The organism is Mycobacterium sp. IDUB_19, assembly GCF_055419445.1.
Window position 1 is genome coordinate 1 of record NZ_JBVAXR010000050.1, and the last position, 25,640, is coordinate 25,640.

Here is a 25,640-nt window from a genome sequence, read left to right on the forward strand (position 1 = left end):
GAGGTGACGATCACCTCGGCGAGTGTCCCGATCGTGCTGTCGGTGTGGCGTGGCCGGTCGGGCGGGCCGGTTGTCGTGTTCTTGCCCGGAACCATGACGCACCCGCTGTTCTATGAAGAATTCTGCGATGGTCTTGCCGCCCAGGGCATTACCGTCGTGGGTGTTCATGGCGAGGGGCACGGCAAGAGTCCGCGCGTTGGGCGGTTGCTGCGTCTGGACAGTCTCGTCACCAACGCGCTCGACGCCACCGCATGGGCGCGGGCGCGGTTCGGGCGACTCCCGGTGGTGGTGGGCTCTAGCCAAGGCGGCGGGTTGGCGATGATCGTCGCGACTCGCGATCACGCGCTTGCCGGCGTTGTCGCGCACAACATTCTCGATCCGGCCCTGCCGGAGTCTACGACCGTCTCGCGGTTCCCGACGTTCCTCCAACCGGGCTACCCAGCGTTCGTGCGAGGCCTTCGGGTGCTGGCCAAGATAGCGCCGCGGCTACCAATCCGGTTCGGCGTTTATCTCGACTTGGCGCGGGTGTGCCGCGAGCCATGGACAGCTGAGCAATTCCTGCTCGACCCGCTTGGTCTGCGTGCTTACCCGCTTGCATTCCTGGCCGACTTGTTCACCACCGATATGACAGCCATGGGCGATGGCACGATCACCTGCCCGGTGGTGGTCGTCGCCGGTCGCGGAGATCCGTTGTTCAGCTTGGATTACACCCAGACGGTGTTCGCCCGCATCGTCGCCCCTGCGAAAGAACTGGTGGTGTTCGACACCGACCACCATCTGCTGTTCAACGAATGCCTGCCGCTGGTCCTGCCACGGGTCGGCGAGCTCATCACAGCCCTCGATGCGAAACAGCCGCGCACCGTCATGTGCAAAGGCTAGGGGCGTCGCACACGTTTCCGGGGCAGTAGGTCGAGTGGGCGGCGTTGACCATGGTTCCGACGTCTAACAACGTCACACCCCTCTTGTCCAGGTGGGTGTGGACCTCGTCGGCAATCTGTTGTGGCGTCCAACCCCAAGTCAGGTCGTAGCAGATGAGGTGCGCCTCGCCGATGAGTGCTTCTTCCGTGTTGGGCGGCCAAGTCAGACCGACGGCGCGCAGTTGGGCAAGGTACGCATCATCCTGGGGAGTGGTGGCAGTCGCAATAGCAGCGCTACCCATCAGCGCAGTGCCAGCCATCAGGGGGATGGCAAGTCTGGCCAGCCAGCGAGGTGAGGGCATGTGATTCGGTTCCTTTCTTCGTGGGGTTAGCAAGCGTGCAAGTAGTCTGCGGGTCCAAAGCAGCAAAAGTTTGAAGAATCGCGAAAGCTCGGAAAAGTCGCTTCCTGGACAATGGATTTGGCCAGCACCCCGAGAACTTCAGGAGATCTAGATGGGACTGCTCGACCACAAGACCGCGGTCATCACCGGCGCTAACTCGGGTATCGGCCTGGCCACCGCCGAGCGCTTCATTGCCGAAGGCGCCGAAAAGGTGTTCATCACTGGCCGGCGACAACTCGAACTCGACTCTGCGGCAGAACAGTTGGGCTCTCACGCAATCGCCGTGTGCGGCGACGTCGGAAAGCCGGAGGATCTCGATCGCCTCTATGCCAAGGTCGAGGCGGCCGGCAAGGGTCTCGACGTCGTCATGGCCAACGCCGGGTCCACCAGGGTCTCGCGCCTGGGCGAGATCACCGACGACGACCTCGACGCGCTGTTGACGACCAACGTCAAAGGAGTCGTGTACACGGTCCAAAAGGCGCTGCCGCTACTCAACGACAACGCCTCGATCATTTTGACCGGATCCACCACCGCCGACCGCGGCCGTCCTGGGCTCAGCATCTACGCCGCCACCAAAGCCGCGGTGCGGTCGCTGGCCCGTGCGTGGGCTAGCGAACTCGCCGACCGCAACATTCGGGTCAACGTTCTCGTTGCCGGATCCACCGCCACGCCGGGAAGCGACGCGTTGGCCGCTCAAACCGATCCCAACACCTCAATTCAAGACTTCCGCGCGAGCCGTGTTGCCGCCATCCCGTTGGGGCGCTTCGCTGAGCCCGTCGAAATCGCCCACGCCGCGGTATTTCTCGCGAGCGATCTGTCCAGCTTTACTACCGGATCGACCCTCACCGCCGACGGCGGATTCAACCAAGTCTGACGAGGATCGCGTTGAGCAGCGCCTCCGGCCCACAGCAGCAATGGCTTCAAACGGCGATTACTGCTGATAGGTCGGTAGGTTGCTCGAGAGTTCATCGAATACGGCCTGATTGAGTCCGAACGCGACCTTGACCTCGTCGACTGCACGACGAACCGCGTCGGCGTCGAGGTGCAGCGCGTCGAGTCGAGCCCGATAGCGGTCTTTGAAAGGCTTGGCTCGCATCGGGAATCGGTACATCGCCAGGCCGACACCCCCGAGCGAAAACGTGCGGTCGAGGATCTTGCCGATGGCTTGGCCCCCCGAGAGGTCCCCGAGATAGCGGGTGTAGTGGTGTGCCACCAGCGCTCCGCCCCATGAGGCCTCGGCGATGCGTTCGCGGTAAGCCTCAGCGGCGGGCGACTGTATCTCGCTGCCGCCGTTAGGCTTCCAGTGTTTAAGGTCGGCCTCGATCGCCGGTAGACGCTCCAGTAGCGGGTCGTACACGGCGGCGACTAATGGATCCTCGCGGCGCGTTCGAACGGCGTCCTCCAGCGCGGCGTAAACCACGCGCAGCCGTAGCAGGTAATCAGCGTATCCGTGATTGTTGACCCGGCCTGCGAGCAATTCGGTGACGAAGGGCGACTGCTCGGCGCGGGCGTGTTCTTCCGCCGAGCCTTCCTTCATCGCGGAGGAGAGCGGCCGGCCCGTCTCAGCGACGCTCACCGACATGCTCTGCTCTGCGGGCTTGCACTTTGCGTGCAAAGTCGCTGCCACCTCGATATAGCCCTCGAGTTCATCGTCTTGGATGCTACCGAGTAATGCGCCAGGGCAGTGTCAGGGGTTCTTGCAGATCAGCGCTCAGCGAACAGAAGCAGCGCCTGCTCAGCAATCGCTAGCCGCGGCCTTCGTGGTGCGTGCCAGCTAAACGTTTGTTGGCCGAGGTGTATCTCGAGCGTGACCTGACCGCGACTGCGGCAAAGGACGCTCGTCATCATGGCGGTTCTTGCGGTGATCTGCGCGCTTGCCACGGCGACATGCTTGGGCTATTACGTCGGTCGGCGCGCGACCTCGATGCCGTCGACGTGGCGGAAGCGCACGAGTCGGGTCGCGATAGGCAGACTCGGGATGAGCTTGGTGATGCTGGTGGCCGCCCGCCGCGTCCGGCGGACCTTCCTGGCGCAACGGCCGCTCCGCGGCGCAATGGGCGCTGCGGGTCTGAGATCCGTTGAGCCGCTTGAACTCTTGCGTGGCGGCGTGGCTTTCGTATTGAGGCGCACCAGCTTGGTGTGAAGGGACCCGGGGCCCCTGGTGGTATGCGCTGCCGCGAGAGTTGATTTGCTAGTCGCACGCCGCGCGACGCGGCGCGTGCGCGATCGCGGTTTGAGAGGACGAGAACTGTCATGACAGCACTGCAAGGCAAGGTCGCACTCGTGACCGGCGCCTCGTCGGGCCTGGGCGCGGAAACGGCCAAGCTTTTTTCTCGGCAGGGCGCAACGGTTTTCGGGATAGGCCGGGATACCACACGCTTGGCCGAGGTATTCGCCGACGTAGAGCGTGGTTCCTACGCATCGGTGGACGTCGGCTCGCGCCAGGCCTGCCAGGATGCGGTCGAGCAGTGCGTCCGGGAGTTCGGCGGACTCGACGTTCTGGTCAACGTTGCCGGGAAACACCAGATGCGCCGAACGGAGTCGATGACCGACGACGACTGGACGCAGGATCTTGCGGTCAATCTGAACGGTCCGTTCTACCTGTGCCGGGCGGCGCTGCCTCAGCTGCTGGAACGAGGAGGCAACATCGTCAACGTCGCCTCCATCGCCGGCGTTGAAGGCCAGGCTTACTCGGCCGGCTACTGCGCTGCCAAGCATGGGCTCATTGGGCTGACTCGGGCTTTGGCGGTGGAGTACACCGCCGATCGCTTGCGCGTCAACGCGGTATGCCCCGGCGGCATGCTCACGCCGCAAATCGAACAGTTCAGAGCGCCAGAGGATCCTAACTACGACCTGATCATGCGAACGGCCTCACCGCGCGGCATGATGGCGCCCCTCGACGTCGCGAACGTGGTCGCATTCCTTGCCAGCGACGCCGCAGCCGCCGTCCACGGTGCCGTCTACCGGGTCGACAATGGCAAGGGTGCCGGCTAATTCGACTGGAAACCAAGGGAATCCAGCACTGCGGAGGGTTACGGATCAGACCTTCCCGGCCCAACCGCGGGAGTTCGCGTTGGTCTTCTTTTCCGCGTACATCAACTCGTCGGCCTGCGCGAGCAGCTCATCCACGGTGCTGGTGGGCCCGCTAGCGGGGGCTCGCACCAGGCCGATGCTTGCGGAAAGCCGGTAGGGCCATTCGAGATATTCGGAGACGCCGAATCGGGGCGCTGGCGAGTAGGTAGGCGGCAGCCCAGGCAAGATCGGGGGTTCCATGCCCACCTCCGAGCAAACATGGCCGCAGCTGCACAGACGGCCACCCAACAGGCGCCTACCCTAACATTCGCCGGTCATTTCGACCCGTTGATTCGGTCGATAGCGGACCTGGTTGCCGACGGATAAATTGTCGGCTTTTGTACAAGTCGTGGATATCTCTGCCGGGTAGCGTGCCCGCATGGCTTTCACAGTGACCTGGGCGGATGGCTCCGAAATTACGTACGGCGACGAACTCCATTTCGATACCGACGGCGCCGTGCTCAAGATCGGCCCTTCCACGGGTAAGTGGACGTGGTACTTCTCGTCCCACCAGTGGGCACGCATCGAGCACGATGATCCGCACACGTCGCTGCGACCCGAATTTCCTCCCGTCGCCGGTGCTCGTCCCTCGCCCGAGCGGGGTTCCTGAGCGCCGGAATTCCCATGTCACGGGGCTGGTAGGGTCCGCCGGGATGCCAAGCACACCCCGATCGCCAGACCGCATGCCGGGCAAGAACGAAGACGGATCACTGCCGGCCAATGGTCCCGCGCTGCACGCGGAATGGTCATTTCAGGCTTGTTAGTACGTGGTGGCGGGTAATTCTGTGTCCACCCAGAACGGAGACAACATGAGCCCAGGCGTGCAAACGAAAACCATCACGACGCAGGTACCGGCGCGACTGGACCGGCTGCCGTGGTCGCGGTTTCACTGGCGCGTCGTTGTGGGCCTCGGCGGAGTGTGGATCCTCGACGGACTCGAGGTCACGATGGTCGGCAACGTGTCGGCCCGGCTCACCGAGAAGGGCAGCGGCATCGAGCTCAACCCGGCGCAGATCGGCTACGCGGCGGCGATCTACATCACGGGGGCGTGCCTGGGCGCATTGTTCTTCGGGCACCTGACCGACCGATTCGGACGTCGCAACCTGTTCATCCTGACCCTGGCGGTCTACCTGGTCGCCACCGTCGCGACCGCGTTCGCCTTCGCGCCCTGGTATTTCTTCGTCGCCCGCTTTTTCACCGGCGCCGGCATAGGCGGCGAATACGCGGCCATCAACTCGGCGATCGACGAGTTGATTCCGGCACGGGTGCGCGGCCGCGTCGACCTGATCATCAACGGCACCTACTGGCTGGGTTCGGCCGCTGGAGCCGCGGGCGCGCTGGCCCTTTTGGACACGTCGAACTTCCCGGCGAACATCGGCTGGCGGCTCGCCTTCGGCATCGGCGCCATCTTCGGCATCTTCGTTCTCCTTGTCCGGCGCAACATTCCGGAGAGTCCGCGGTGGCTGTTCATTCACGGGCGCGACGAGGAAGCCGAGCAGATCGTCGGCGAAATCGAACAGGACGTGCAGCGAGAAACCGGACAACCGTTGCCCGAGCCGCACGGCAAGCCACTGAGAATCCGCCAGCGTCAAGCGATTTCATTTGTGGAAATCGCGCGGGTGGCGTTCAAGCTCTATCCGAAGCGCGCCGTGCTAGGGCTCGCGCTGTTCATCGGTCAGGCGTTCCTCTACAACGGCGTGACGTTCAATCTGGGCACACTGTTGAGCGGGTTCTACGGCATTCCCTCCGGAAAGGTGCCGGTGTTCTTCATCTTGTGGGCGATGAGCAATTTCCTCGGCCCCTTGATTCTCGGGCGGCTGTTCGACACCATCGGTCGCAAACCGATGATCACCACGACCTACATCGGTTCCGCGGTCATCGCGGTCGTCCTCGGGGTGCTGTTCGTGAACGACACCGGCGGTGTCTGGACCTTCATCATCGTGCTGGCCGCGGCGTTCTTCCTGGCCTCGGCGGGGGCAAGCGCGGCCTACCTGACGGTCAGCGAGATCTTCCCGATGGAGACCAGGGCGCTGGCGATCGCATTCTTCTACGCGATGGGCACCGCGATCGGCGGGATCACCGGCCCGGTGTTGTTCGGCGAGTTGATCAATTCGGGAGATCGCGGTCAGGTGCTCTGGTCGTTCCTGATCGGGGCGATCGTGATGGCGGTCGCGGGCCTGGTCGAGCTCTGGCTCGGGATCGCGGCCGAGCAACGCGCCCTGGAAGACCTGGCGCTGCCCTTGACGGTGGCCGACGCGGAGAACGACGAATCCGCCTGAGGCCGAGCCGCTTCCGTAAGCCACGCCGGAGCTACGCCGCTATCCGCATAAGTCCGTGAAGGTCGTCGACGGGCGGCCGTTAGCCCCCGGTGCCGTAGGCCCGAGCGATGTCGGGGGAGTCCAGCCAACCCGAGTAGGTGGGCCGCGACGGCCAGCCCTCCGGCGAATCGAGCCATTCCTCCTGACGGCCCCAGGGCAATACGTCGATGAGCGGGAACGAGTGGCTCAGTTGCTCGGTGCCCCGGCCATTCGTGTGCCAGGTGCGATACACCGTGTCACCGTCGCGTAGGAACACGTTGACCCCGAAGCCCCCGCCCGGGGGCGCGTCCACGTCGGCGCCGAACGGGCTCTGCGACGACGAGTACCACTGCATCCGATTGCCGACCCTGCGCTGGTAGGCGAGCGCCTCGTCGATCGGACCATTGGTGACGATGACGAAGCGGGCGTCGTAGTTGTCGAGAAACTCCAGTCGGGTGAACTGTGACGTGAAGCCCGTGCACCCGCCGCACTGCCACTGCGCGCCGTCCGACCACATGTGGTGGTAGGTAATGAGCTGCGATCGCCCACCGAATACGTCGACAAGGCGGATCGGCCCGTCGGCTCCGACGAGGGTGTAGTCCGGCAACTCGACCATCGGCAGACGCCGCCGCTGCGCGGCGATCGCATCCAGTTCGCGCGTCGCGGCCTTCTCGCGCTTGCGCAGCTCGTCGAGCGCGGTGCGCCAGCTGTGCTGATCGACGATGGGCGGCAGAGCTTGCTTCGAGGACATGGGTTCCACCTTCGCTTTGAAAATTTCGCGGCTCAAAGGTCTGACTGGCGGTGTACCCGGGATTCATCGCGGAGCGGCCGGCAGCCGCCACGGGCAGTCGCGGCGGATCGTTAAAAGTGCCGTTCAAAGCTGGGAATTCGCTTTGAATTGGTTTGCTCGGCGAGCGCTTGGGTACCTATGTGCGCAGACTTGAGATGTTGCGCGGGGGGCCCTGGGTCCGGAAAGGCACGTAATCATGACTCAGGGATTGGTCCCGATCGTTGACGATGTGCAGGCACGGTACGACTTATCCGACGATTTTTTCCGCCTGTTCCTCGATCGCACCCAGACCTACAGTTGCGCGTATTTCGAGCGCGATGACATGACGCTCGAAGAGGCCCAAATCGCGAAGATCGATTTGGCGCTGGCCGAGCTGGATCTGCGGCCCGGCATGACACTGCTCGACATCGCCTGTGGCTGGGGCACCACCATGCGCCGGGCAGTCGAGAAGTACGACGTCAACGTCGTCGGCCTGACATCGTCCAGCGATCAGGCCGCCTACGTGCAGAAATTATTCGACGAGATGGACACCCAGCGCAGCAAGTGGGTGCTGCTGCAGGGCTGGGAGGAGTTCACCGAGCCCGTCGACCGGATCGTGTCAATCGGGGCGTTCGAGCACGGCTATGCCCGCTATGACGACTTCTTCGAGATGGCCTACGCCGTCCTGCCCGACGATGGCGTCATGTTCTTGCACACGATGGCCGGTTTGCCGTCCGCCGACCCGGTGGAGCAGCACGCGACAGAGGCGGGTTTCACCCTGACTCAGCGCGAGCGGCTGCAGCCGCATTACGCCAAGACCCTCGACCTGTGGACCGAGGCGCTCGAGGCGCATAAGACCGAAGCCATCGAGATGCAATCCGAAGAGGTTTACGAGCGCTACCTGAACTACCTGACGGGCCGGGCCAACGCGTTCCGCACCGGCCAAATCGACGTCAACCAGGTAACCCTCGAGAAGAGCTGATCGTCAGCCCCGCGATTCCGCACACTACGACACGGTCAACGAGACCATAACGATTGAGACACCACCCTGGTTTGGCACCAAAGCCAATGGGAGGGTGGTGCCCGTGAGTGTTCATGTCGAGCTGGCGCATGGCTCGCGGACGCAATGGATGGACAGACCACCACAACGGTGTGCACGTGGTCACTGGCTCTTGCCGGGACACATGATCGTGGCCACCATTCCGTGTTCCTGCGGCCGGCACATCTGCTGGGAATGTGAGTGCGGTGCGGCCACCTATGGGCCTGAGCTAACCGAGTCGTGCAGCCTATCCACCGGTCGTCGCGGATCTGCTGTGATCACGTCGGACCCGACGAAAAGCCTTACCTGAACCAGACTTAGCCTGACTTCGTCACGATCGCGGAGTTGTAGTTGGGCGCCCACGCTCGCTCGAAGGTCGCAACGGGAATCTGCTCGTCGCGGCCGGCTTCGATGCCGCTGTCGTTGAGATGCACCACACCGGCCTTGGTGTCGATACCGGTGACCACCACGAAGTGGTTCGCGGCGTCGCGGTTGCCGGGCCGCTTCCAGATGGTCTCGGCGTTGACGAGGGCGATCACCTTGCGCCTGTCCGCCAGAAACTGCTCTAAGGCAGCGGTATTGGCCTGGATGTTGTCCGCCCGGATCCAGTAGTGCCAGAGCAGCATCGGCAAATCCCTGATATCGGTGTCACCCGGCGGCTTCCATATCGGCCCGGAACGCGTTGAGCCCAGAGTGTTTTCGGCTACAACCGCGATCTGCCGCTCGGTCGGCTGGCGGCCGGTGATCTCGCCGACGACGTCGGCCACCGCCATCTCCCCGCAGTCGGAGGCGTGTTGCCGGCGCCAAAAGGGTGCGGCGGCCGCGGGGTCGCCGTACATCCCCACCTCGTGGTCGGCGTCCGGGACAGGAGGGCCCGGGGCGGCGTGGGCAGCGGCGGCGCAGGCGACCGATGACGTAGCGGCCGTTACACATAACATTGCGGCGACGCGCACGGCCGCGGCGACCTTGGTCGTCATGGTGCGGGCCATGGGCGTCCTTTTCTCGAGCCGCAGTGGCGGCGCGCTGCTGTATTGAGAAAAGGGTCACGGGTCGCCCTCTTGGGGAGGATTAAACTCCGAACGCGGCGAAAGTCGTGGACGAACACGCGGAAATGTTGCCGTCATGAGACCGCGCTGTCCGGTCTGAATTCGTCTTACACTCGCAACGCTGAGAGCGCGCCGTTGACGCGCGCGTAACAAGTTTGCCATCGAAAGTTCCTAGGGTGGGGCGGTCCACTTCCGCGAATGAAGGTCGTGGACCCCCTCAGCAGCGATAGGAACACCATTGAGCGGAAACGCAGTGCGCCTGCAGGCCATCAACAACGTCGAGGCATACGTCCCCCCAGCCATCAGCTTCGTAGCCGGTGAAGCCCCCGGCGAGATTTTCGGCGCCAATGTCTTCACCAAGGCCGAGATGCAGGCACGGCTGCCCAAGCCGGTGTACAAGTCCGTGGTGGCGACCATCGAGAAGGGCGCCAAACTCGACCCCGCGGTCGCCGACACGGTCGCGGTGGCCATGAAGGACTGGGCGCTGGAGAAGGGCGCTACCCACTACGCGCACGTGTTCTACCCAATGACCGGCCTAACCGCCGAGAAGCACGACAGCTTCCTAGAGCCCATCGGTGACGGCGCCACGCTCGCCGAATTCGCGGGTAAGACCCTGATCCAGGGTGAGCCCGACGCCTCCAGCTTCCCGTCGGGTGGGCTGCGGAGCACCTTCGAGGCGCGCGGCTATACCGGCTGGGACGTCACCAGCCCCGCCTACATCCTGGAAAACCCGAACGGCAACACGCTCTGCATTCCGACGGTGTTCGTCTCGATGACCGGTGAGGCACTGGACTACAAGACGCCCCTGCTGCGCAGCCAGCAGGCCATGGGTGCGCATGCCGAGCGCATCCTGACGTTGTTCGGCCACAAGGACTTGAACCACGTCGTCTCGTTCTGCGGCCCGGAACAGGAGTACTTCCTGATCGACCGGCACTTCTTCCTCGCCCGCCCGGACCTGGTCAACGCCGGCCGCACCCTCTTCGGCGCAAAGCCGCCCAAGGGCCAGGAGTTCGACGACCACTACTTCGGCGCGGTGCCCGAGCGGGTCCTCGGCTTCATGATGGACACCGAGCGGGAGCTGTTCAAGCTCGGCATTCCCGCCAAGACCCGGCACAACGAGGTGGCCCCCGGCCAGTTCGAGATCGCGCCGATGTTCGAGCGGGCCAACATCGCCTCCGACCACCAGCAGCTGCTGATGACGATCTTCAAGACGATCGCCAAGAAGCACGGCATGGAATGCCTGTTCCATGAGAAGCCATTCGCCGGCGTCAACGGATCGGGCAAGCACGTCAACTTCTCGATGGGCAACTCCGAGCTGGGCTCGCTGCTGGTCCCGGGCGACACCCCGCACGAGAACGCTCAGTTCCTGGTGTTCTGCGCGGCAGTGATTCGCGCGGTGCACAAGTTCGCCGGGCTGCTTCGGGTGTCGGTCGCATCTGCGACCAACGATCACCGGCTGGGCGCCAACGAGGCACCGCCCGCGATCATCTCGATCTTCCTCGGCGAACAGCTCGCCGACGTATTCGAGCAGATCGCGAAGGGCGCGGCCACCTCGTCGAAGGGCAAGGGCACCATGATTATTGGTGTCGACACCCTGCCACACCTGCCGACGGATGCGGGCGACCGCAACCGGACCAGCCCGTTCGCCTTCACCGGCAACCGGTTCGAGTTCCGTGCACCAGGCTCCGGGCAGACGGTTGCGGTGCCGTTGATCGTGCTCAACACGATCATGGCGGACTCGTTGGACTACATGGCCGGCGTCCTGGAGCAAGCCGTCGACGACGGTGAGGACTTCGACAAGGCGGTGCAGAAGCTGCTCACCGAGGTCATCACCGAGCACGGCGCGGTGGTGTTCAACGGGGACGGCTACTCGGAGAACTGGCAAGTCGAGGCGGCCGAGCGCGGCCTGCCGAACCTGAAGACCACCCTGGACGCCATTCCGGAGCTGATCAAGCCGGAAGCGGTCGAACTCTTCGCGAAATACGGGGTGTTCAACGAACGCGAGCTGCACAGCCGTTACGAGGTGCGTCTCGAGCAATACGCGCTGACCGTTGCCGTCGAGGCCAAGCTGGCGCTGGAGCTCGGGACGACGGTCATCCTGCCCGCCGCGATCCGCTACCAGACCGAGCTCGCGCAGAACGTCGCGACGATGAAAAAGGCTGGTGTGCAGCCCAGCACGGCTGCATTGGAAGCGGTTTCGGCCCCGCTGGCTGACCTCTCTACGGCACTGACGAGTTTGAAAGCGGCCCTGTCGGATCACTCGGCGGAGTCGGCACTCGACGAGGCCACGCATGCCCAAGAGGCGCTGCTGCCGGCGATGGAAGCGGTGCGTACCGCCGCCGACTCACTGGAAAGTGTTGTCGCCGATGACTTGTGGCCGCTGCCCACGTATCAGGAGATGCTTTACATCCTCTAGATCGTTGTCGGAATCCTCTCCAATCCGTCGTCGGGCGTGGGGGTTGACCGCGCTCGCGGAGCTTGATAATCCGAGACCCCCACGCTCGGCGACTCGAAGTGCCCCCCGAAAGCACCACGCTGCACATGCCGCACCTGACACGTTAAGTTCTGAAGGGACGTAGGTCACCCGGTCAGGGGAGAGCATGAGGCCATTTGACGACGGCCAGCGACGGGCCGCCGCACTGGAGGCGTATCACGCGCTCTGGAACCTGTGGCGTTCCTCGCGGCGGGCGTCGGCGGCCGTCGAGAACTGGGAGTCGGCGTGCCGGATGCTCGAAAGTCACTACACCGTCCGCAAAGCCCGCCACGACGCCGAAGTCTGCGAGATGCGGCTCCGGTACTTGGAGATCGCCGAGCCGATGCCCCGGCTGGCGGATTTCGTACAACCCCCCGGATACGATCGGCTGCCCGATGCCCAGCAGCTGCTGGCGCACGCCCGCCACCAATATCACCTGGCCCGTCGTCGGCACCCCATGCGCGAAGAACAGCGCCTGAAAGAACTCGAGACAACCAAGGTGCTTTATGCGGCGGTGCAGGCGGCCGAAGCAAGAGCCGGGGCTGCCGAGATCGCTCGGCAACGCGAGTGGCAGTTGAGCCGTTGGCCCAAAGACGTTGTCCTGGAAAGCGAAATCTACAATCTCGACGGCGTCGCCGCCCAGGTAGACCGGCAGAACGCGAAAATCGAATCCCAGGTGACCGCCCTGACCGATCTGCTGCGAACGGGCTTGCGGCACCTGAAGGATGTGCCGAAGTCGGCCCCGTCCGACCTTGTGACCGACGTCGAATCGATCCTGACGGCAATGCCGTTGCCGTGCAACATCACCCCTGCGCTCGCGGTTGACTATTCGCCGGCCGCGCGCCGCTTGGTGCTCGAGTATGAACTGCCTGCCGTGAATGTCGTCCCGAGGGCCAAGACGTACCGGTACGTCAAGGGCCGTGAGACGGTCGTCGAGACGCGGCGACCGGTCGGCCAAGTAAAAGCGTTGTACGCCAGTATAATTGCGCAGCTCGCGCTGCTATCGCTGGCGACCGTCTTCGAGCTCGACCGCGAGCGCCAATTCGACGTGGTGACCTTCAATGGCGTCGTCGAATCGCTGGATCCGAGCACTGGTCAACCGATCCGGCCTTGCTTGATCAGCGTGCGGGTTGACGCAGACACCTTCGCGGGAATCGAGCTCGAAGATGTCGATCCGTCCGTCTGCCTCAAACGTCTCTCGGCGAAGGTGTCGCCGAACCCGACAAAGTTCGTGCCGGTGCCGCCCTCGGCCGACTGATCAGCTGTAGTTGTCCCACCAGGTGTGGAGGTCTTCGATGGTGGCCGGGTCGCCCGCGACGTCGCTGAGCATGAGCTTTTCGTCGTAAGTCCAGATCACATTCGGGTGGTTGTTGTATGTCCCGCACGCGAGCATGCCGGACGTCTCGTTGGGACTTTGGTCATAGTGCCAGTTGGCGGGTGACCGTGATTCCCCACGACATTTCACCAGGCTGACGTTGGACACGTCATCGGTGAAAGCCTTCTTCAGGCTGGCGGGAGTCGGGAACAGTCCGTAGGTGGCATGACTGGGGCCGCCGGGTCGAGTGTTCTGCCCACAGGACACCATGGCCACCGCGTTTACCCATATGCTGTCCGACCCGGGAGTGGCCGGCGTACACACGCCGGCAGGGTAGCCGGACGGGAGCAGGCTAAGCAGTCGGGCCTGGTCATTGCTGGGAGCTTCGGCGGATGCCGGTGCGGTTTTTCCCGCGCCTGTCTTTGAATGCTGCTGTCCGGAAGGTTTCGTCGTCAGCCAGATGCCGACAGCGGCGACGGCGACCACGACACCGACGCCGGCCGCCGCCAGGATGGGCCAGAGTTTGCGTTTGCCTGGCGGTCCCGGCTGGTCCGATTCGACGACGCCGGGCGCGGTCAGTGGTGGCGGTGGACTGTCCGACTGGGTGTCTTGTGGCTTCGCCGAGGTTTCGCTGCGGCGCAGGATGGTCGCGGCACGGTCGCGCTCCGGTCTGGAAAGCGCGTCGTGTGCGGCCTCGGCCAGGTCGCCGGCGCTGGCATAGCGCTCGATGGGGTTCTTGGCCATGCCGCCCTCGATCACGGCGTCGAATGCCGTATCCACCCCGAAGCCTTGCGCGCTGGGCCGGGGGATGGGTTCCATCATGTGCGAGGTGATCAGCACGCCGGTGCTTTCGGCGTGATAGGGCGGTGACCCGGTCAAGCACTCGTACAGCACACAGGCCAACGCGTAGACATCGGCGCGAGGAGTCACCTCGTCACTCGAAAACCGTTCGGGTGCCATGTATTTCCAGGTGCCCACCGCGGTGCCCATTTGGGTGAGCTTCTCATCGGTTTTCGCGCTCGCGATTCCAAAGTCGACCAGATACGCGAAATCGTTTCCGGTGATCAAAATGTTCTGCGGCTTGACGTCGCGGTGCGTCACCCCGGCGGCATGCGCGGCATCCAGCGCCGAGGCGACCTGGTGGACGATCGCCACCGCCCGCGGCGCAGGCAACGCCCCGTCGCGCTCGAGCAGGCTGCCCAGGTCGATGCCTTCGATGAGGCGCATCTCCAAATACAGTTGCCCGTCGATTTCGCCGTAGTCGTGGATCGGGACCACATGGGGTTCCAGCAGACGGCCGGTGATGCGGGCCTCGCGCTCCATCCGCTTGCGAAACACCGGGTCCTGGCTGAACGCAACCGACATCAGTTTGAGCGCTACCGTCCACTCTTTGACGGTGTGCTCGGCTTCGTAGACCTCGCCCATCCCGCCGCGGCCCAGCAGCCGTTTGAGGTAGTAGGGACCGAACATCGTCCCCGACCGCGAGCCGTGCGCGCCGGTCATCGCTGACTCCTGTTCACGGTCTGGCAACCATGACGGTAAGCCCCGACCAATCTCACCGCTCGAAAACTACAACATCGCGGTGGCGCATGCGCGATCGTGCGACCTGCACGGGTGCCGGTGTTTTCGCGCCGGCCACCGATGTTCACGGTTGCGACCTGGGACTACCCGAGCAGCTTGGTCAGCCAGGTCGCGTCTTGGTAATTGATGGACTTGGTGCCGTCCCAGACGAACGGTGTGCCAGAGGCATTGAACCCAGCCAGCGTCGCGTCGCCGGCCTGGGCTTTTGCCTTGGCGGTGGCCATGTCATCACCCGATTTGATGCAGTTGATCACGTCGGCGTCGACGCCGACCGTCTTGGCCAATTGCGCTAATTCGCCATCGGTCCGGTCTTCTGCGGCGCCTTCTTGCGGCTGAAAGGCGCTGGTGAAGATCCCCGAGTAGAAGCTCATGTAGAGCTTGGGATCGTTCTGGGCCGCGACGCAATAGGTCGCCGCCACCGCGCGAGTCGAGTAGTTCTGACTGTGCGACTTGTCGTCGAGGAAGTTCAGCAGGTGATAGCGCACCGCGAGTTTCTTGTTGTTCACTGCGGTTTCGATGTCACCCGCGTTCGACCGGATGAAGCTGCCGCATGGCGGGCAGATCGGCTCGTTGAAGATGTCGATCGTTACCGGCGCTGCCGAACTGCCCACCAGCACACCGTCATCGAGGATGCGGAGCTCGACCGTGTCGGGCGCCACGGGCGGTTTCGACCCGCCCGGCCCCGACGACCGCCACGGTTGGGCGACGACGAGGACCGCGCCCACCACCGCGACGACGACGAAAGCCGCAAGGCTGACCCAGAGCCAAGCGTGACGCGCTCGCCGGGGAGACGGTTGCCCCCACGACGGCGCCACCACGCTGCCGGCATCGCCGGTGCCCCAACCGGGAGCGCCGGGCCATCCAGTCGGCGCTGCGATCGGCCCGCTCGAAGGAAATGGTGACCCGGTTGCCGATGCAGGCCAACCCGGGCCCTGCGGCGGAGTCTGGCCCGCCATGGCAGGGGGAGCGGGCGGAAAGCCGGCGGGCGCCTGACCCGCGAACGCGGCCGGTAGTTCGGCGGCCTGGCTGCGCTGCAAGATGTCGGTCGCCCGATCCTGGTCGGGCGTGGCCAGGGCCGCGTACGCGGCCGCCGACAGATCGCCGCAGGTCGGAAAGCGGTCCAGCGGGTCCTTGGCCATGCCGCGCGCGATCACCTGGTCGAAGGCGGCCGGAATGCCGGGCCGCGTTGCACTGGGCCGCGGGATCGCCTGGTGCAGGTGTGCGCTCATCACGCTGATCTGATCACCCTGGTACGGCGGGGATCCGGTCAAGCACTCATACAGGACGCAGGCCAACGCATAGATGTCGGCTCGGTAGGTGACGTCGGCGTCGCTGAACCGTTCCGGGGCCATGTACTTGAAGGTGCCCACCGTGGTGCCGAACTGAGTCAGCTTCTCGTCGGAGGTGGCGCTGGCGATACCGAAGTCGACCAGATAGGCGAAGTCATCCGCGCTGACCAGAATGTTCTCCGGTTTGACGTCGCGATGCGTCACACCGGCAGCGTGCGCGGCGTCGAGCGCAGAGCCGATCTGGCGCACGATCGCCACAGCGCGGGGCGGAGTCAGGGGTCCGTACCGGCTCAAAATCGTGGCAACGTCCCGGCCGTCGATCAGGCGCATGTCGACATAGAGCTGCCCGTCGATCTCGCCGAAGTCGTGAATGGGCACGACGTGGGGTTCCTGCAGCCGCCCCGCGGTGCGGGCCTCGCGCTGCATGCGGGTGCGGAAGACCGGGTCGCTGGACAGCGTCTGAGACATCAGTTTCAGCGCGACGACCCGCTCGCGGACCGTGTCCTCGGCCTCATAGACGTCGCCCATCCCGCCGCGACCCACCAGTCGCCGCAGCAGGTAGGGCCCGAACTGCGAGCCCTCCCGCGAACCCGCGGTGTCACCCATTGCCGACTCCTCCGTGCCAGGCATAAGGCTAGTAGTTTGGGCCTGCCAGGGGCACGGTGAATAGACAGAATGCGGGCGAATTCGATATTCCGGGGCTTAAAACGCCGGTGGCGGTGGCAATGCCACCCGCGACATTCCCAAGTCGACCCCTAGGCGCAGTCGAAAACGCGGATGACCGGGCATCAGTCAATTCCTGCTCAGCGGTGCTCCTCGTCGCCGGTCCGGCGGTCGCTGAGGCCCTCCCTCGACAAAGCCCTGAGAAAGCCGTATGCGTGCATCCCGGTCTTACCGGGATTCTGGACGATCCATTCGTTGATGTTTCCCAGCGCCGTGGCTAAGTGGTCGCGTTTGATCCGCACCAGGTAGGTTTTTCGGTCGTCGTCGGGATCGTCGCTGGAGTTGGCTACCGCGACTGGATTTTTGAACGCGTACGCAATGCCGTGCACAGAATTGTGGTTAAGTGCCCAGCGAAGTTCGTTGGGACGCAGTCCGTTCACCGCGATGTTGCGGTAGCCGTTATCGTCGTCTGAATTGCTCACCGGCTCGATGGTCCTCCTCTAGAAGCGCGAGAATGTAAATGACGGTGGGCGCAAGGTGATGTCGCACAGGCAATTCGATGACCGTTTGGACGTGTGTCACCACGCCGAAACCGGGCGCTTGCCTCGGACTTGCCCGTGGCACGCCGAATAGGGGATAGGCCCGGTCGTTCCCGCGGGCATTGCGCCGCCACATCAATCCACCGTGGCACAGCACCGCGGTTGGCGCCATCGCAGGAGAACAGCGCAGGTGGCGATGCAACCGTTGCGGGGCATCCGGTTTCGCAACTCAGCGGGCGCGAGCGTCGTAAAGTAACCCGCGACCCATCAACGTTGGCTGGGAGGACGCATGACCGAACGTATCGAGATTAAGCGAACGATTCCGGCACCGGCGACCGATATCTTCGGACTGTTGTGCGACCCGCAGGGCCATGTCGCCATCGACTCGACGGGGATGCTCCAAGACGCCGACGGCGATCCGGTTGGTGCGGCCGGCGACACCTTCGTCGTCCACATGGACCGTGAGGCACTCAACGACTACCCGCAGTTCGGCAAGTACGACGTCACCGTCGAGATCAAGGAGTTCGAACCGGACCGACTGCTCTCGTGGACGGTTCTCGGTCAGCTTCGCCCCCAGATCGGCCACGTCTACGGCTTCCGGCTCGAGCCGACCGAGGATGCGGCGGCCACCGTCGTCACCTCGTTCTACGACTGGTCGAAGATCGACCCGAAGTGGCGCGAAGCCGGAATTTTCCCGGTGATCTCCGAGGGCGCACTGCGGGCGACGCTGGGCATTCTCGACCGCACCGTCCGCCGGGGATACCCCCAGGGTTAACCGCTGCCGGCGGGCTCGGCGCACGCCGGAGCAGGTGGTGATCAGCGGCGATACTTCAAGAACAGGTAGTCGTCGTAGACCAATGCATGCTCGAGGCGCAACGTGGCGGGCAGCGGCAATCGTGATGGCTGCCGTCGGTGGCCCACGGGTTGGCTCGCCGCCAGCTTGGGGGCGAGCGTTATGCAGACCTCCACGACGACGTCGGCGTTCACGAGTTCGTCGAGGAGTGTCGGTCCGCCCTCGCAGAGGACCCGGGACAGCCCGTGCGCGCGCAGCAGTGCAACGGCCCGCCCCACATCCACGGTGTCCTCACCCGCCACCAAAACACCGCATCGTTGGTCGCTGGTGCTGTTGTGCCGCGCGGCGGACTCCGCGCAGGTCACCAGCAGTGGCGGCTGGCCCGGATCGCTGACCAGTCTGGTCGGCAGTTCTCCGGTCTGGCTGATCACGGCGATGGGGGGCGGCTTGCTCCTGCCTGCCCGCTGCCGTTGGGCGTGTTGCGTGTCGCTGAGCTGCACCGGGCCGTAGTTCTCGGCGCGCGCGGTGGCCGCGCCGACCAGAACGACGTCGGCGAACCCCCGCAGGATCTTCAGCAGCTGTTGGTCGGTCTCACTCGATAGCGGCGCGGCGCGACCGCCGAACACGGCGGCACCGTCGGCGCTGTAGATCATGTTGACGCGCACCCCCTCCGGGGGCTCGGCGTAGCACGACGCGAGTTCAGAGACGTCGCCGACCGTGCCCACGCGCGGAGAATCGTTCACCGGGTCCGCCTGCTGGCGGTGGTGGTCGGATGCGGTCATGCCTCGTGGCCCGGGTCCAGCGAGCGCACATCGTCAAAGGTCACCCATTGCTCCTCTTCAGCCGGTGGGTCGCCATCCAGCGGTTCCAGCAGATGCCCGACGTGATCGCCGAGCGAAAAGCGATCGAGGATCTTGCCTACGAACCAGGCGGCCGCATCGTCGAGGATGGGCAGCTGTGCTGGGCCGCGATGCCACCGGCAACGGTCGAATTTGTTGGTCTCGTCTCCGGTCTGACTGCCGAACAGTTCGACGATGTCGATGTGTTCGATATCGAACACATGTACCGCCAGATGCGTGGCGTTGGCGGCCACGCGGAAGGTGTGGTTCTGCGGGGACAGGCCGACCAGGAAGCGAGGCGGACGGATGCTGGCCTGGCAGGCGAAGCCCACCAGGCAGCCGGCCGTGCTGCCGTTGGCCTGCGTGGTGACGACGAACATCGGATAGTTGAGCAGGGCCACCAACTTTTCGAATGCGCTAACCCCCGGCTCGCTCACCCGCTCACTATTCCCACTCAGCCCGAATTGGAATCACACCGACGGCAGTAGCCGGGGTGAGCGGAGCACGGCGGCGGAGCCGTCGCAGCACTGATCGTCTGCAGGCGAATGGACGGTTCAGGCAGGATTCAACGATTCTGTGTTGTCGCTGAGAGTGGCCTGCCGAATCACCTTGTGTACGAAGCCTAGTTTCCGGATCACCGGCGGCGGGATTTCGAAGGGGTAGAGCGGCTGCTTGCCCATCGCGGTGTTGATGCGGTTGAAGAACAGCGCCAACCACTTCCAGTCATAGAGCAGTTGCTCGATGGGGGCATCGGCGTAGGAGGCGAGCGGAACGATGTCGCGGGGAACGGCGACGGGTGTGCGATCGGCAGCCAGAATCAATCCGGCCTCGCGCACGGTGTTGATCGTGTCGGTGATGTGCAGATAGTGCGCAAAGCATTCCGCGAAGTCCTCCCACGGATGCATCGTCGCGTACTCCGAGATGAACGACTCGTTCCAGTTCTCGGGTGACCCGAATTGGTAGTGACGGGAAATCTCGGCTTGATAGTCGGCGCGTTCGTCACCGAAGAGTTCCCGGCATTCGTCGAGATTGCGCATGTCCGGGCCGGTCTCGACCAAGAGGTTCTGGTAGTAGTGACCGACCTCGTGCCGAAAGTGCCCCAGCATCGTGCGGTACGGCTCGCCGAGGTGTACCCGCAGTGATTCCCGATACGCGTCCAGGGACTCCGTCAGGTCGATCGTGATTACCCCGCCCGCATGGCCGATCACGACTTTCTCGCCTGTGCTGTAACTGGACAGCAGGTCAAAGGCCAGCCCGCCATCGACCCGCCAGAAGGGATGTACCGGAAGCCCGAGGTCCAACAGCTGATAGGTGAGTCTGCGCAGGTTCACCGCGGTGGACACCAGCTTCTCGACCGCAATGGTGTCATCGGCTGCCGGCTCCCGCCGGATCAGGGAATCGGGCAGGCAACGTCCCCGGCTTGCGTGATCCGGCTGCTCCTCGGGCACTAGCCAATTGCAGTCAAGGTCGGTCGCTTTGGTGCACGCGATCCAGCGGCGATCGTCGACGATTGCGGCACCGGATGCGGTCGCGACCATGGCCATTGACGGCGCGTGAAATCCCAACGCGGCCTGGCAATTCGGGCAACGCTGCGATTCGAACGTCACGAACCCGTGGCACACCGGGCAGGCGAATGCGCGCACGTGACCATCGTGGCATACAACCAGTTCGAACAGCAGCCGTCACGGTCATGGTTTCGGGCGCGCAGGCGACTAACGAAGCGGGTTGTTTTCTCGTACGCCGCGATACATGCCCCAGCGGACGAGCCCCGGCATCACTATCCGTTTGACCGACCAAGCCGGAAGCCGGAACGCGTGGCCGGTGGGCAGGAAGACCTCCAGCCCGTCGGCCTGGATCCCTACGAGCGAGCCCCATCGCCGTCCCGGCGTCCGATAGGTGCGCAGCCGGCGGCCCGTGAATTCGGCACGAATGTTGTGGGCCACCAGCGAATCCCCGCGATTGCGGGCCGAGCTGCGCAGGGGGTCGCTCGCGGCGACGTCTCCGACGGCGAAGACACCCCGATGGCCGGGGACTTCCAGCTCGGGAGTCACGCGCACGAAGCCGTTTTCGTCGAGCAATTCGCGGGGCAACCAGTCGGTGTTGGGTTGCACCCGGCCCACCGCCCAGAGCACCGCGTCTGCGGTGGCCGGCGGTTGGCCGGTGCTCCAGCTGATGGGCGCACTGGTGATCTCCTGGCCGGCGGAGCCGTTCGAGATCACCGCGCGGTGCCCGGGATGCACACCCACGCCCAATTCGGTGAGCCGGCCACGGATCCGCTTCCAGATCCGGGGGTGATAGGCGCCCAAAGCCGCCTCGCCGGGGAAGTACAGGTCGATCCGCTTGTCCGGCCACGTGTTTGCGATATTCACGGCGCTGCTGACTGCCGCGGCTCCGCCACCGACGACGATCACCGAGCCGGCGGTGGCCAGGCGGTTGTGCGCGGCGTGCAGGCCCGCGCCGATCTCGTCGGCCGATTGCACGGTCGGTTGACGCCAGAAACCGTTGGTGACGCCGGTCGAGATCACCAGCGCATCGAACTGCTCGGCGATGGTCTCGCCGTCGCCGCCGCGCCCGAACACCGTTCGGGTAGCCAAGTCCACTCCGGTCAACGTGGCCTGAATCGTGCGCACTTGATCCAAACCGCGGAAGCGGTCGAACGGAATCCAGTAGTCGCGTGCCCAGTCGTTGGGGCGGGAGAGTCGGACGCCGAGTTCCTGGCCGCTTACCAGCGCGGACTTGACCGAGATTCCGACGACGTCGGCGTGCCGGGACAGACGGATCGCGGTCAACAGACCTACGTCTCCCAGCCCCGCGACGACGACGCGCTTGCGCGGCGCCACTATATCGAATTCCGTTCTGCTGCAAGGGGTTTACGCGGCGATGGACGCGTGGGCCTGCCGACGGTGGAATTCATGCGGGCCTCCTCGCACGCAACGCCCGGCTGCCCTGGCCCTCGGTCGCGGTCGGCAAAACTGTAACACGTTCTATTGGGCGACCAGGGGCGCCGTCCTCGGTCGCGGGGAACCCAGGCGCGGCATGAGAATTGGTGGTTCACTGGGCCGATCGGCACCATGCTCAGATCCCGGATCGCTACCGCTGCGCGCACGACCGTGGTCGTCGCTTTCCTCGGCGTGGCCGGTGTGCCCGGAGTTTCGGGGTGTCACTCGACGACGGCATCAAGGTCGTCGATCACGTCGACGACCGTCAGCGCCGGCAGCTACGGCGATCCGGCTGCGGCTGCCAAGTTTTGGCGGCAGCAGTCGATGGAGGACAACTGTGGGCTGATGTCGGTGGCCGACGTGGTCGGTGAAATCACCGGGAAAGAACCGACGGAACAGCAGATGATCACGCTGTCGCAGAACACTCCGTCGGGCACCAATCCGGGGCCGATTTACGCGCCCTCGGCCGATCCGAGCCACGAAAACGGCAACGGCGGCGTCGAAATGGCGGACCTCGTCGTGCTGCTCGACCACTACGGCATCAAGTCAACGCTGTACTGGACCGCGCACCCGGAGACGACCGGCATGCCGGCGCTGCAGCGGTACCTGCGCACCGGGCGCAAGGCGATCGCCTGGGTCAATTCCGCGGTCATCTGGAACACCAGCGACCAGCGCACGAAGGCCGATCACTATCTTGTCGTCACCGGGATCGATACCGATAAGCAGCTCGTTCACTTGAACGACCCTGGCGCCGACCATGCTGACGAGCAGGTTAGCGTCGCCACCTTCACGACTGCCTGGAACCCGGGCGAGGAATCGATCGTCGTCACCGCGCCGGGCGGCTGAGCCTCACGTCTTCGCCGTTTCACGGGTTCTCGGCCACTAGCATTAGCCAGCGGTCCGTCCGCCCGCCGCAGCGGTTCGGGTGACGGATCACCGTGGCAGAGGAAAGGACGGCTCACGATGACGACACAAGCCGACGGCCATCGACACAGCCCACAATTGATTCCGCGCCGGCTGCTGCGCAGCGGACAGTTCCACCACCCCGCCGTGCTGGAGGAAGCCAAACGGCGCAGCGACGATCTTCAGCTGCGCTTGGCCGACCGGATCACGGCGTTCGCCGGGTCGATGAATTTCGTCTGGCTTCACGCGGCCTTGTTCGGCGTGTGGATGCTGTTCGTGGAACGCAATCCATGGCCGACGCTGACCCTGGTCGTGTCCCTCGAAGCGATCTTCCTGTCGACCTTCGTGATGATCGGCCAGAACCGTCAGGCGGCGTTCCAGCAAGCCAGGGCCGACCATGACTTTGTGACTCAGGAGTTGGAGTTGAAGACCAACACCGAGCTCACCCGCGAGATTCACGTGCTCACAGAGGAATTGCACCGCCGGTTTATCCAGTCCACGCCCGAGCGGCCTGCTTAGCCGAAGAACCGAAAAGGATTGGTAGAGCAGATGGTCGCGGGCCGCGAATCGTGTGGGGGACAGATGGTCGAGTTAGAGCAGACGGTGCGCCCTCGTGTGCAAGCCGTCTTGCGCACGGTGGCGCGTGCGTCGGCACCACGTCCCGCCGCGGCCAAACGCGCCGCCAAGGATTTGCAACGAGACCTCGGGCCGGCCGTTGTCGCGGAAATCCGGTGGGCGTTCACCCCGCCGCGCACCTGGTTGATGGGCGTGGTGGCCAACCTGGTCTTCGCCGTGGGCTGGTTGGTGGTGCAGCCGCTGACGCCCGGCCGCCACCAGGACTGGGTAGTCCTGGTCGGCACGTACTTCTCGTCGTGGATCCTCGCCGACGTCACCACCACCAACCTGCTCGGCGCCGATCACTATCGCGTCCTTCAGGCATTGTCCGCGGGGGCGCCCTTCTGGCGGGTGCTGCTGATCAAGAACCTGGCCCTGCTCGTGATCGTCGGGCTGCCGACCCTGGTGACGGCGATGGTGTTGACGCTCTGGCTGGAAACCCCAGCGCGCCTGGCCATCACGATCCCTACCGTCGCGGTGCCCATCGTGTCCTGGCTCGGGGTGGGCAACGTGTTCTCGGTGTTGCACCCGGTCAGCGTCGAACCGCTGATTCGGCGGTGGCGGCAGCGCGGCGACCGTCGCCGCACCCGCGGCTGGATCACCGCGCTCACCCTGCCCTACGCGCTCTACTACGTCGCCGACCCGATGAACGGCGTGGAGCACAACGTGTTGTGGAAGCAGATTCCCTCGCTGATCTGGCCGGTGTTCGGTCGCGATACGAAAAGCTTTGTGCACCTGGCTATTGCGGTGTCGGTGTGGGTGGCGGGAAGTGTCGTGGCAGTACTCTGGGTGCACAAACGCGGTCTGCGGATCAGGTGATCTGCTAGCCAGCGACAGCTAACGAACGTTCGGCTTGACCTCTTCGATAACCCACTGCGCGTAATCGAGATACTCGTCGACGCCTCCGACAGCGGGAATCGGGACGGCGCTGACCGTCACGCCCTGCTCGGCGAGCCAGTTCAACCGGTCGATGATCTGCTGGGCACTCATGCCCGGCCGGTCGCCCGAGCCCTTGCGGATCACGTGCCCCTCGCCGACCCGATTGGTGCCCATGCCGTGCATCACGTCGAATGGCCGACCGTCATAGCAAGGTTGGGACTTGATGTAGTCCAGCCTCTCGGCGATCTGCTCGGGCGTCGTCAGAAAGGGCCACCACCCGGATGCATACTTTGCCGCTCTGCGCAGGGCCGCGTCGGCATCGCCGCCGATCCAGATCGGAAGGTGAGGTTTCTGAACGGGTTTCGGCTCGAATGCGATGTTGTCGAACGACACGTAGCGGCCATCGAACTGGGGTGTGTCGCTGGTCCATAATTCGACGATCGCGGCCAGGTATTCGTCGGCGATGCGGCCTCGCTCGTGAAAGGGCACGCGCAAGAGTTCGAACTCCCGTGCCAGCCAACCGACTCCGAAGGTGACCATCATCCGGCCCCCACTCATCCAGTCGGCGGTCGCCAGCGCCTTGGCCAGGACGATCGGATGCTGCAGCGGCAAGATGGTGACGCAGGAATTGACGGCGATGCGTTCGGTCGCTCCGGCAACATAGGCCTGCGCGACGGTCGAGTGCAGATAGTGCGGTCCGGACAAATCGACATGCTCGGCGGGAATGACGAGATGCTCTGGGATGGCGATCATGTCGTAGCCCCAGCGGTCGGCGCATTTCGCCATTCGGGTTTGGTCGCCTCCGGTGACCGTTGGTTCCCAGGACTGCATGGTGGCCCTGAGGCGGAGCATATGCGGAAGAGGGAAGACGAATTTCACGCAGGAACTCCTTCTCAAGCACGGCCGACAAGGAAATCAAAGCTCACTGCGCGCCGGCCGTCACCGTAAATCGTTCACATTGCAATGTCCCGGCCAGCGGTCAGTGTCACCCAATCGGGTCTTCCGCCTTGTTAACCTGGCGACGTGGCGCAGACCAGCGGAAAGCCGACGAAGGCGGCGCTTGCCGGCACCAGCTGGGCGCTGCTGGGCATGATGTCCTACGAAGAGGAAGTCTCTGGCTACGACCTGAAGAAGTGGATCGACTGGAGCGTTGACCTCTATTACTGGAGCCCGTCGTTCAGCCAGATCTACACCGAGCTGAAGAAGCTGGAAGCGCTTGGCCTGGTCACCTCACGCGTCGAGCGCGACGAAGGCACCCGCAGCCGCCGGCTCTACAAAATCACCCCGGCGGGGATGGACGCGGTCACCGAGTGGACCAATCACGCACCCGT

The 25,640-nt window shown here is 64.4% G+C and carries 27 protein-coding genes; 14 read left to right on the plus strand and 13 right to left on the minus strand.

Annotated elements, in window-relative coordinates; translation table 11 throughout:
* Positions 1-879: alpha/beta fold hydrolase (locus ACZY0B_RS24660; protein WP_463766863.1), on the plus strand; the 879-nt coding region annotated here is incomplete at its 5' end.
* Here the strand turns inward: ACZY0B_RS24660 and ACZY0B_RS24665 are convergent.
* On the minus strand, positions 863-1,177 hold the full coding sequence (locus ACZY0B_RS24665; RefSeq protein ID WP_463766864.1) for a DUF732 domain-containing protein: 315 nt from the start codon (positions 1,175-1,177) through the stop codon (positions 863-865). The genes ACZY0B_RS24660 and ACZY0B_RS24665 overlap by 17 nt on opposite strands.
* 193 nt (positions 1,178-1,370) lie before the next feature.
* Here ACZY0B_RS24665 and ACZY0B_RS24670 point away from each other — a divergent pair, with 193 nt between their 5' ends.
* Complete coding sequence (locus ACZY0B_RS24670; protein WP_463766865.1) at positions 1,371-2,132, plus strand: SDR family NAD(P)-dependent oxidoreductase; 762 nt, start codon at positions 1,371-1,373, stop codon at positions 2,130-2,132.
* 57 nt (positions 2,133-2,189) lie between these two features.
* On the opposite strand, the gene ACZY0B_RS24675 is transcribed toward ACZY0B_RS24670, so the two are convergent.
* Positions 2,190-2,840, minus strand: coding sequence for a biliverdin-producing heme oxygenase (locus ACZY0B_RS24675; RefSeq protein WP_463766866.1), 651 nt, complete (start codon positions 2,838-2,840; stop codon positions 2,190-2,192).
* 264 nt (positions 2,841-3,104) lie between these two features.
* Here ACZY0B_RS24675 and ACZY0B_RS24680 point away from each other — a divergent pair, with 264 nt between their 5' ends.
* Together ACZY0B_RS24680 and ACZY0B_RS24685 are read left to right on the plus strand one after the other, a co-directional pair.
* Positions 3,105-3,401, plus strand: a complete 297-nt coding sequence (locus ACZY0B_RS24680) for a hypothetical protein (protein WP_463766867.1) — start codon at positions 3,105-3,107, stop codon at positions 3,399-3,401.
* A 110-nt stretch (positions 3,402-3,511) separates the two neighbouring features.
* Positions 3,512-4,252 carry an SDR family NAD(P)-dependent oxidoreductase gene (locus ACZY0B_RS24685; RefSeq protein ID WP_463766868.1) on the plus strand — a complete coding sequence of 247 codons (741 nt, stop codon included), beginning with the start codon at positions 3,512-3,514 and terminating at the stop codon, positions 4,250-4,252.
* Positions 4,253-4,297: 45 nt separating this feature from the next.
* Here ACZY0B_RS24685 and ACZY0B_RS24690 read toward each other — a convergent pair whose 3' ends face one another.
* Entirely contained in the window at positions 4,298-4,531 is a 234-nt protein-coding gene (locus ACZY0B_RS24690; protein WP_463766869.1) for a hypothetical protein, read from the minus strand.
* Positions 4,532-4,709: 178 nt separating this feature from the next.
* On the opposite strand from ACZY0B_RS24690, the gene ACZY0B_RS24695 reads away from it, so the two are divergent.
* The gene (locus ACZY0B_RS24695) at positions 4,710-4,940 is read left to right on the plus strand and encodes a hypothetical protein (protein ID WP_463766870.1); all 231 of its coding nucleotides are present in this window, start codon (positions 4,710-4,712) and stop codon (positions 4,938-4,940) included.
* Between the two features lie 199 nt (positions 4,941-5,139).
* Positions 5,140-6,609, plus strand: coding sequence for an MFS transporter (locus ACZY0B_RS24700; protein ID WP_463766871.1), 1,470 nt, complete (start codon positions 5,140-5,142; stop codon positions 6,607-6,609).
* Positions 6,610-6,688: 79 nt separating this feature from the next.
* Here ACZY0B_RS24700 and ACZY0B_RS24705 read toward each other — a convergent pair whose 3' ends face one another.
* Positions 6,689-7,378: a DUF899 domain-containing protein gene (locus ACZY0B_RS24705; RefSeq protein WP_463766872.1), complete on the minus strand. Its 690-nt coding sequence runs from the start codon at positions 7,376-7,378 to the stop codon at positions 6,689-6,691.
* 235 nt (positions 7,379-7,613) lie between these two features.
* Here ACZY0B_RS24705 and ACZY0B_RS24710 point away from each other — a divergent pair, with 235 nt between their 5' ends.
* Positions 7,614-8,378, plus strand: a complete 765-nt coding sequence (locus ACZY0B_RS24710; RefSeq protein ID WP_463766873.1) for a class I SAM-dependent methyltransferase — start codon at positions 7,614-7,616, stop codon at positions 8,376-8,378.
* Between the two features lie 374 nt (positions 8,379-8,752).
* Here the strand turns inward: ACZY0B_RS24710 and ACZY0B_RS24715 are convergent, their stop codons facing one another.
* Positions 8,753-9,424, minus strand: a complete 672-nt coding sequence (locus tag ACZY0B_RS24715; protein WP_463766874.1) for a cysteine peptidase family C39 domain-containing protein — start codon at positions 9,422-9,424, stop codon at positions 8,753-8,755.
* Positions 9,425-9,719: 295 nt separating this feature from the next.
* Here ACZY0B_RS24715 and ACZY0B_RS24720 point away from each other — a divergent pair, with 295 nt between their 5' ends.
* Both ACZY0B_RS24720 and ACZY0B_RS24725 read left to right on the plus strand, forming a co-directional pair.
* On the plus strand, positions 9,720-11,897 hold the full coding sequence (locus ACZY0B_RS24720) for a glutamine synthetase III family protein (protein ID WP_463766875.1): 2,178 nt from the start codon (positions 9,720-9,722) through the stop codon (positions 11,895-11,897).
* Between the two features lie 382 nt (positions 11,898-12,279).
* Entirely contained in the window at positions 12,280-13,212 is a 933-nt protein-coding gene (locus ACZY0B_RS24725) for a hypothetical protein (RefSeq protein ID WP_463766876.1), read from the plus strand.
* On the opposite strand, the gene ACZY0B_RS24730 is transcribed toward ACZY0B_RS24725, so the two are convergent.
* The 3 genes from ACZY0B_RS24730 to ACZY0B_RS24740 form a co-directional block, all read right to left on the minus strand.
* Positions 13,213-14,772 (minus strand): serine/threonine-protein kinase, encoded by a 1,560-nt coding sequence (locus ACZY0B_RS24730; RefSeq protein ID WP_463766877.1) that lies wholly within the window; start codon positions 14,770-14,772, stop codon positions 13,213-13,215. It abuts the gene before it with no gap.
* 161 nt (positions 14,773-14,933) lie between these two features.
* The gene (locus ACZY0B_RS24735; RefSeq protein WP_463766878.1) at positions 14,934-16,745 is read right to left on the minus strand and encodes a serine/threonine protein kinase PknE; all 1,812 of its coding nucleotides are present in this window, start codon (positions 16,743-16,745) and stop codon (positions 14,934-14,936) included.
* 197 nt (positions 16,746-16,942) lie between these two features.
* Positions 16,943-17,284 (minus strand): hypothetical protein, encoded by a 342-nt coding sequence (locus ACZY0B_RS24740; protein WP_463766879.1) that lies wholly within the window; start codon positions 17,282-17,284, stop codon positions 16,943-16,945.
* 346 nt (positions 17,285-17,630) lie between these two features.
* Between ACZY0B_RS24740 and ACZY0B_RS24745 the strand changes: the two genes are divergently transcribed.
* Complete coding sequence (locus tag ACZY0B_RS24745; protein ID WP_463766880.1) at positions 17,631-18,116, plus strand: SRPBCC family protein; 486 nt, start codon at positions 17,631-17,633, stop codon at positions 18,114-18,116.
* A gap of 41 nt (positions 18,117-18,157) precedes the next feature.
* Here the strand turns inward: ACZY0B_RS24745 and ACZY0B_RS24750 are convergent, their stop codons facing one another.
* From ACZY0B_RS24750 to ACZY0B_RS24765, 4 genes are all read right to left on the minus strand, one after another.
* The gene (locus ACZY0B_RS24750) at positions 18,158-18,877 is read right to left on the minus strand and encodes a pyrimidine reductase family protein (protein ID WP_463766885.1); all 720 of its coding nucleotides are present in this window, start codon (positions 18,875-18,877) and stop codon (positions 18,158-18,160) included.
* Positions 18,878-18,912: 35 nt separating this feature from the next.
* On the minus strand, positions 18,913-19,353 hold the full coding sequence (locus ACZY0B_RS24755; protein WP_463766886.1) for a flavin reductase family protein: 441 nt from the start codon (positions 19,351-19,353) through the stop codon (positions 18,913-18,915).
* A gap of 174 nt (positions 19,354-19,527) precedes the next feature.
* Positions 19,528-20,616: a zinc-binding metallopeptidase family protein gene (locus tag ACZY0B_RS24760; RefSeq protein ID WP_463766881.1), complete on the minus strand. Its 1,089-nt coding sequence runs from the start codon at positions 20,614-20,616 to the stop codon at positions 19,528-19,530.
* A 69-nt stretch (positions 20,617-20,685) separates the two neighbouring features.
* Positions 20,686-21,813, minus strand: a complete 1,128-nt coding sequence (locus tag ACZY0B_RS24765) for an FAD-dependent oxidoreductase (RefSeq protein WP_463766882.1) — start codon at positions 21,811-21,813, stop codon at positions 20,686-20,688.
* Between the two features lie 423 nt (positions 21,814-22,236).
* Here ACZY0B_RS24765 and ACZY0B_RS24770 point away from each other — a divergent pair, with 423 nt between their 5' ends.
* The 3 genes from ACZY0B_RS24770 to ACZY0B_RS24780 all read left to right on the plus strand — a co-directional run bounded on the left by ACZY0B_RS24770 (position 22,237) and on the right by ACZY0B_RS24780 (position 24,249).
* On the plus strand, positions 22,237-22,758 hold the full coding sequence (locus ACZY0B_RS24770) for a C39 family peptidase (protein ID WP_463766887.1): 522 nt from the start codon (positions 22,237-22,239) through the stop codon (positions 22,756-22,758).
* A gap of 117 nt (positions 22,759-22,875) precedes the next feature.
* Positions 22,876-23,334 (plus strand): DUF1003 domain-containing protein, encoded by a 459-nt coding sequence (locus ACZY0B_RS24775; protein ID WP_463766883.1) that lies wholly within the window; start codon positions 22,876-22,878, stop codon positions 23,332-23,334.
* Between the two features lie 63 nt (positions 23,335-23,397).
* Positions 23,398-24,249, plus strand: a complete 852-nt coding sequence (locus ACZY0B_RS24780) for a hypothetical protein (RefSeq protein ID WP_463766888.1) — start codon at positions 23,398-23,400, stop codon at positions 24,247-24,249.
* Positions 24,250-24,267: 18 nt separating this feature from the next.
* Here ACZY0B_RS24780 and ACZY0B_RS24785 read toward each other — a convergent pair whose 3' ends face one another.
* Positions 24,268-25,188 carry a TIGR03619 family F420-dependent LLM class oxidoreductase gene (locus ACZY0B_RS24785; protein WP_463766884.1) on the minus strand — a complete coding sequence of 307 codons (921 nt, stop codon included), beginning with the start codon at positions 25,186-25,188 and terminating at the stop codon, positions 24,268-24,270.
* A gap of 210 nt (positions 25,189-25,398) precedes the next feature.
* Between ACZY0B_RS24785 and ACZY0B_RS24790 the strand changes: the two genes are divergently transcribed.
* Positions 25,399-25,640, plus strand: a 242-nt coding sequence (locus tag ACZY0B_RS24790) for a PadR family transcriptional regulator (protein ID WP_463766889.1), incomplete at its 3' end; no start/stop codon positions are given.